Source organism: Herminiimonas sp., from assembly GCF_030655415.1.
The window spans coordinates 1-7,135 of record NZ_JAURVN010000005.1; the positions used below are offsets into that span (position 1 = coordinate 1).

Consider the following 7,135-nt stretch of genomic DNA (forward strand, 5'->3'; position numbering starts at 1 on the left):
CTACACGAAAGACATCTCCCCGAACGCATCTGTGTACCCGAAGTTAGACGTACAGGCACCGATCTATGTCGTGTCGTCAGTAAGTCAAACGAATGGGGTGGGAGGCACGACGACGACGACCTACAAGTACGGAGGATTGAAGGCGGAGTTAGGAACGGGAAGGGGAATGTTAGGTTTCAGATGGATGGAATCGACGCAAGCAGAAACAGGGATGATGAACCGTACGGAGTACCGTCAGGACTGGCCGTACACGGGACTGCCCATGAGCAGCAAGAAGAGTGTGGCGGGAAGCGGCAACAACGGCGTGCTGAGCCAGTCGACGGTGAGCTATGGCTGTCAGGACTTTGTTAGTAGTAGTGGATGTACGGTAGCCCCAGGTAAGCGGTACTACCCATATGTAACGCAAAGCACAGAGAGTGGCTGGGATTTGAATGGAGCAGCGCTGCCGACCATCATCACGGCGAGCCAGTACGACATTTGGGGCAATGCGACGCAGGTAAGTGTGAGCAGTAACGATGGTTACAGCAAGGTCACCAACAGCGAGTACACGAACGACAGCACGAACTGGTTTCTCGGGCGCTTGGTCAAGGCCAGTGTGATGAGCACCTCACCTTAAAAATTCGCAATTAGAGTGATACCACTTCATTTGTCCATCCCTGAAATATGGGATGGCAGCGGTAGCCAGATTAAGTAGAATGCTATCGCAAGAATGAGCGGAAACCGCCCGTAGCAAACCAAGAGCAGTAATAAAATAAATAAGAAGTGCCTCAGGGGGAGTGAAATATGACGTATTTGATCGGACGACCAGTCCTGTCGGCATTGCTATTGTCGATGTTGGTACATAGTAGTGTCTATGCGGTTACAGCCACACGTACTTCCGCCTTCGAATACGATCCTGCGACTGGCCTTCTCATTAAAGAAATTGTCGAGCCTGATATTCCACAGATGCGGCTGGAAACCAGTTATGTCTACGATGCATGGGGTAATAGAACGACAGCCACCATCTCTTCTCCTGCCACCGGTACTGCAGCGATTGCATCGCGTAGCAGTGTCAATACATTCGATGCACGCGGTCAGTTCGTCATATCCAGCAGTAATGCATTAGGTCAAACTGAAACCAAAGTCATTGATCCCAAGTTTGGCAATATCACTAGTCTGACCGGTCCCAATGGCTTAACTACACAGTGGCAATACGATGGTTTCGGGCGCAAAGTTCTGGAAATTCGCGCCGATGGCACTCGAACCAAATGGGACTATTTATACTGCATTTGTCCTTGATTATGCGACAGATTTCGTTGCTTTTGCCGCCGGTAATACTCCATTAGGACGTGTGTTTGGCGGAATATCTTTCGGAATGTCTGCATATCAATTGGCTTTCATGGGAGATGTTGGCGCTGGAGCCAGCTTGGGCGCCGGAGATTTGGCAGAGCGAGCAACAGCGCCTACATTAGGTAAAGTTGGTGGTATGAGAGCTGGTATTGTAATGGGGATAATAACTAATGAGGCTGTTAAGGGACCTAGTCCTTTGTTGCCCCCACAATCTAATTGCTCGGTGATGAGAGCGCGGTGTTAGATTGAAAATAAAAAATAAACTTGTTGCGATTTGGTTAGTTTGTTTCTTAATCCTAGCTAGCGCCTTTATATTTAACTCTCGATATTTTTTAAAATGGGGGTGGATGGTTGCATTGCTTCTCTGTTATCTAACCAAATACTTTTGTGATCGTATTCAAGGGAAGTCAGCGCATCTCGGTCCGTACTCCGTTGATAAGCAAGATGGATTTTATGCGTATAAAATTTATGATTTTTTTGCTGGCCTATCAGTACTTATTTCAGTGTTTGCTTTGTATTTCGAACGTGACTAACAGTTCGCGGTTGTGTAGCGGTAAATTTTTTCACCCAATCAGGACTCCGAAAGTAAAAATGGTAAAAGCTAGAATGAAACTATTCTAGAGTGATCTTAAATATAAGACGCTGACTTTGAGAGAAGATGGTGCAATGCAAGTTGAATTTTAATGCCTAGCTAGGATTAACCAAAAATTGGCAAATAATAGGAAATTCGAGGTTAGAGTCTTTCGTGCAACGGACGGAATTACATCATTAAATTTGATAGCGACGGATTCAATTGATGCCAAATCTCAAGCTGAAAAGCTTGGCTATAACGTTATCTCCCTTCGAAAAAAATTTGATTTATCTTTCAACATAGGCTCCAAGCGAAATTTCTTAATTGGCTTATTTACTCAAGAGCTATTGGCGCTTCTGGAAGCGGGATTGAGTCTGGTTGAAACCGTCGATGTTTTGTCACGCAAATCACGTCAACCTGAAACGAAAAAAATATTGGAATCACTAACACGTGCTTTGCGTGAGGGGCAATCTTTCTCTAGCGCATTGGAATCAATGTCACAAACATTTCCTCCTTTGTACGTTGCAACTATTCGCACATCCGAAAAAACCGGTGATTTACCTGAAGCGCTAAGGCGTTATCTCGCCTATCACCAGCAGCTCAATCTCGTCCGCGACAAGGTATTGGCAGCTTCGGTTTATCCCATATTGTTAATGATAGTTGGCGTCCTTGTTATTCTTTTCCTTCTTGGATATGTGGTACCCCGTTTTAGTAGAGTGTACGAGGACGTGGGGGGAAATTTGCCCTGGCTCTCTCGCATGCTGATGCAGTGGGGAAGAGTGTTTAGTGAGCATGCGGGTTGGATTGCTGGTGCTTTCTTTCTCTTTATAGGGGGCGTAGTTTATGGGCTAACCCGCGCCAGTACGCGGGCAAGAATAGAGCGTATGTTCTGGGCCATTCCAGCATTGGGAGAAAAAATGCGCCTTTATCAATTGGCGCGCTTTACTCGAACATTAGCGATGCTGATCAACGGCGGTATTCCGTTTGTAACAGCCTTGGATATGGTTCGCGACTTACTGCATCAACCGGCTTTACTCATGGGGTTGCGGCAGGCAGTACAAGGCATTCGTGAGGGGCGCTCCGTATCAGATGCATTTGCGGTTAATGGGCTAACAACCGAAGTTGGTGTGCGCTTGCTGGCAGTCGGGGAACGGTCTGGAGATCTGGGACAGGCAATGGAGCGGATTGCGAAGCTGTATGACGATGAAATTGCACGTTGGGTTGATTGGTTTGCCCGTTTGTTTGAACCTATGCTAATGATTGCAATTGGTTTGATTATTGGTGTGATTGTTCTATTGATGTATCTTCCCATTTTTGAACTGGCGAGTAGTATTCAATGACAGAAGTAGGAAATTCCCTGAAGTCTGAAACCGTCACCTTAATAGACGCCAAGATTATTGAAATCGCGCGTGAACAGTCGATTGCGAGCGGTCGCACTTTAATTGAAGTGCTGGAGGAGCAATTGAATGTTTCTCCTGCGCATTTGATGGATAGTTTGAGTAGGGCATTGCATTACCCGTTATTGAGTATGGATGGATTATATTCACTAACACCGGCGTTTGAAGTTCTCTCATTCCCCGATGCAGTACAGCGCAATTGTTTCGTCGCACGTGACAACGACTTGTTGATTTGTGTCGTCGCAGACCCATTCGATTTGTTACTACAGTCTTGGATTGAAGCACGTTGTGATAAGAACTTGACATGGCGTATTGCACACAAGGCGGATCTCGCGGCCTTTTTTGCGATTCATGAAGACACTTTACGTGCGATTGATAGTTCACTGCATGAACCGATTTCACAAGATTTGGTTTCACTGAATGTAGATGATTTGTCTCTTGCATCAATTGCTGAAGATACCAGCCCAGTTATCAAGATCGTCAATTCGACTATATACGATGCATTAAAACTAGGAGCCAGCGATATTCATTTAGAAACTACGAAATCAGGTTTGCATGTTAAGTATCGAATTGATGGGGTATTGGCGCAGATAGTTTCTGTACAAGGTATGGCAACTGCGGAACAAATTGTTTCTCGTATCAAGGTAATGGCAGAACTGGATATTGCCGAGCGGCGCATTCCTCAAGACGGGCGCTTCAAGCTATCTATTAAAGGGCACGAGATCGATTATCGCGTCTCCATCATGCCAAGCATGATTGGCGAAGATGTGGTGATTCGTGTATTGGATAAAAGAACCTTGACCGACCAGATTCAAGGTTTGCGACTAGACCTTCTGGGTTTTGATCCAGTGACATTGGCAGAAGTCAGATCGTTGGCGGCGAAGCCATATGGGATGTTACTGGTAACCGGGCCGACAGGTAGTGGCAAGACAACGACAATGTATGCCGCGCTCTCGGAAATTAATAATGGACAAGACAAGATCATTACGATTGAAGATCCTGTCGAATATCAATTACCTGGGGTGCTGCAAATTCCCGTGAATGAGAAGAAAGGCTTAAGTTTCGCGCGTGGTTTACGTTCTATTTTACGTCATGATCCGGATAAAATATTGGTGGGAGAAATTCGTGATCCAGAAACAGCGCAAATTGCGATTCAATCGGCATTAACTGGTCATTTAGTATTTACAAGTGTGCATGCAAATAATGTATTCGATGTTTTAGGACGTTTTTTGCACATGGGTGTAGATACATATAGTTTTGTATCTGCCTTGAACGGCATTCTTGCGCAGCGATTGGTCAGACTAATTTGCAATCAATGCACTGAGCAATATGTACCGACTATAGAGGAGTTACAACGCTCTGCAATCACAACTGAAAACGCAAAAAATATGATTTTTTGTAAAGGACGTGGTTGTGGAAATTGTCGAGGGACTGGTTACAAAGGCCGCCATGCTATCGGTGAGGTATTACATTTAAATGATGAGTTACGCGAACTGATTATTGCACGCGCGCCGATTCGCACGATCAAAGATGCCGCACGGGATAATGGCACAAAATTTTTGCGTGATGCTGCAATTGATTTGATGGCAGCTGGACGTACAACATTAGAGGAAATCAATCGTGTCACCTTTGTTACGTAATCGACTGCTCGTGACTTTAGGTCCGACACAAATAACGATTACTAAAATCCAGCGGGGTTGGAATCCAAAGGCGGCTGAGTCTATTGTGATAGATGTTGCCTTATCTGAAGCGGGGAATAAATGGGCCGCCCCCATATTGGGATTGCAAACTTGGTTAGAAAAAGAAAAATTTTCCGCCACAAATTTAATGGTAATTGTTTCAGATAGTTTTACAAGGTATGGATTATTGCCTTGGGTTGGTAAGCTTACAAATCATTCAGAATTAATGACACTGGCACATATTCATTTTAATAATTTATACGGGCCGCCTTCTGCAAACTGGATCATAACTGCGGATAAAGGCGAATATGAGAAGGCTCGAATTGGGTGTGCATTGGATCAAACTTTAATCACTTCCATTGGGGAGTTATGCAAAGTATCTAGGTTGAAATTGGTATCGCTGCAGCCTAATTTTATGCAGGTATACAACCATTGGCGATTGAGCATAGGCGTTGATGCACTATTTGGAGTACTTGAGCCTGACCAGTGTGTCTTGGCAAGTCTGAAAAATGGTCATTGGCACAGCATTCGTACAATAAAATTTGCAAACTTCTTTGAAGTTGATGTTTCTCAACTTATGGAGAGAGAGATCTTATTGCAGGGATTATCAGCACAGGTAAAAAGATATCTTCATTCGGGAAATTTTGTCTTGTTAGAAGCTATTAGAGGTTTATCCAATATAACTATATTAGAGTCACAAGACGGCTCGAATTTATCGATGTTTGGGGAAAGTTGATGCGCCGGCTGATTCTTGATTTTTCTTCTAAAAAAGAAAAATGGCAGATATTTTCCAGCTATTTTGCGTTAGCTTTGATGCTTGCGGCTATCTCTTATCAAGGCATTATTTATCGTGAATTATCTGTGAGTTTGGATAGATGGGAAACTAAATGGCGTAGCCTGCAGATGAATCAACGGATAAGCGGAGAAGCCGATGCAAAACAGAAGATGCCGTCAGAGCAGTTGCTAATGGAACTCAAATCGGCTAACCGCGTTATTAGGCATTTGTCTATGCCGTGGGATGAATTGTTTCGTGAAATTGAAGCTTCTCTTAACGAAGAAGTTACCTTGCTCAGCGTGGAGCCCGACACAGAAAAACAAGAAATACGGATAACTGCCGAAGCCAAGAATCTAATTGCAATGCTTGACTACATGAAACGTGTGCAGGATATGACATCTTTTAAAGATGCGCATATAGAAAATCATCAAATTCAGGTTCAGGATTCTCAACGACCAGTGCGCTTCTTGATTTCAGCGCAATGGTTTAGCAGGACGAAGTCAATAGCTACCTCGCAATAAATCTGTCTCGCCGATGGTCTTAGCGTTTAAAGTGCTCTTTGTTTGCCGAGTCGACTGTCTCCAACTGATCCACCTGCCATTGTCTAGCGAGGGCTGTACCCGGTCATACAAACCTTTATGCGCACAAGTTGATGTACATCTATTTCGAAGCCGACTTTGCTTTAATGCATGACAATGCATCTGCCTACTAAGAAGGCAAGCCGGTATTCTGCCCTATTAAATACAGACTTTATTACTACAATACATTTTCCTCAATCTTAAGGTCCTTTGTCGACGGACTTTACGCAGAATTTTCTAATTATCCGAAATAGCGAGTAACGAGGCTATAGCCCGATTTGTCCGACAGACTTTATTATTTCCAATCATCGCTAAACTGTTCGCGGGAAAAAGAAATCAAATTTGAAAGAAATTTTTGTTATCGAATTGTTGTCGAAATTCTTTTATCTCTGAACTTTATTCATTTATCTCTGAACTTTTTCGGAAATGCCTTCCCGAAATACCGGTATGAATGTTGATTTGCTCGCAGAGTTGACCCTCTCTAATTGATCCACCTTCCACTGTCTGGCGAAGGCTGCGACCCGGTCGTACGACCCGTCAAATCCCAATGCACATAGATCGATATGCATCTGTTTCAAAGTCCGACGTTGCTTGCGTGACTTCGTTGTCTCAGTCTTTAACCAGGCTGAAAGCTTGAAAGCGTATTTATCAAGAGAGGTCAGGGAACGTCGATCAGCGTAGGCTGGCTCGACAGTTTCAGCACGTAGATAACGCCTGACGGTATTTCGAGAGATACCCAGTCGTTTGGATATCTCTCTCAAGGACACGTGGTCACGAATGTGCCAGCGTCGAATAATTCCAAGTAA

At 44.3% G+C, this 7,135-nt stretch carries 6 protein-coding genes and 1 pseudogene; 6 read left to right on the forward strand and 1 reads right to left on the reverse strand.

What is annotated here, in order from left to right; all coding sequences use genetic code 11:
• From Q7T66_RS05515 to Q7T66_RS05540, 6 genes are all read left to right on the forward strand, one after another.
• The coding region (locus Q7T66_RS05515) for a hypothetical protein (RefSeq protein WP_304932333.1) at positions 1 to 616 on the forward strand (616 nt) is incomplete at its 5' end.
• Positions 617 to 783: 167 nt separating this feature from the next.
• A complete protein-coding gene (locus Q7T66_RS05520) occupies positions 784 to 1,278 on the forward strand; it encodes an RHS repeat domain-containing protein (protein ID WP_304932334.1) in 495 nt (164 codons plus the stop codon).
• 759 nt (positions 1,279 to 2,037) lie between these two features.
• Positions 2,038 to 3,240, forward strand: coding sequence for a type II secretion system F family protein (locus Q7T66_RS05525; protein ID WP_304932335.1), 1,203 nt, complete (start codon positions 2,038 to 2,040; stop codon positions 3,238 to 3,240).
• Complete coding sequence (locus Q7T66_RS05530; protein WP_304932336.1) at positions 3,237 to 4,937, forward strand: GspE/PulE family protein; 1,701 nt, start codon at positions 3,237 to 3,239, stop codon at positions 4,935 to 4,937. The genes Q7T66_RS05525 and Q7T66_RS05530 overlap by 4 nt, the downstream gene beginning before the upstream one ends.
• Positions 4,918 to 5,712, forward strand: coding sequence for a hypothetical protein (locus Q7T66_RS05535; protein ID WP_304932337.1), 795 nt, complete (start codon positions 4,918 to 4,920; stop codon positions 5,710 to 5,712). Before Q7T66_RS05530 ends, Q7T66_RS05535 begins: the two co-directional genes overlap by 20 nt.
• Positions 5,712 to 6,272 carry a hypothetical protein gene (locus Q7T66_RS05540; RefSeq protein ID WP_304932338.1) on the forward strand — a complete coding sequence of 187 codons (561 nt, stop codon included), beginning with the start codon at positions 5,712 to 5,714 and terminating at the stop codon, positions 6,270 to 6,272. Before Q7T66_RS05535 ends, Q7T66_RS05540 begins: the two co-directional genes overlap by 1 nt.
• A gap of 497 nt (positions 6,273 to 6,769) precedes the next feature.
• Here the strand turns inward: Q7T66_RS05540 and Q7T66_RS05545 are convergent.
• Positions 6,770 to 7,135, reverse strand: a pseudogene (locus Q7T66_RS05545) (HTH domain-containing protein); the annotation flags it as partial.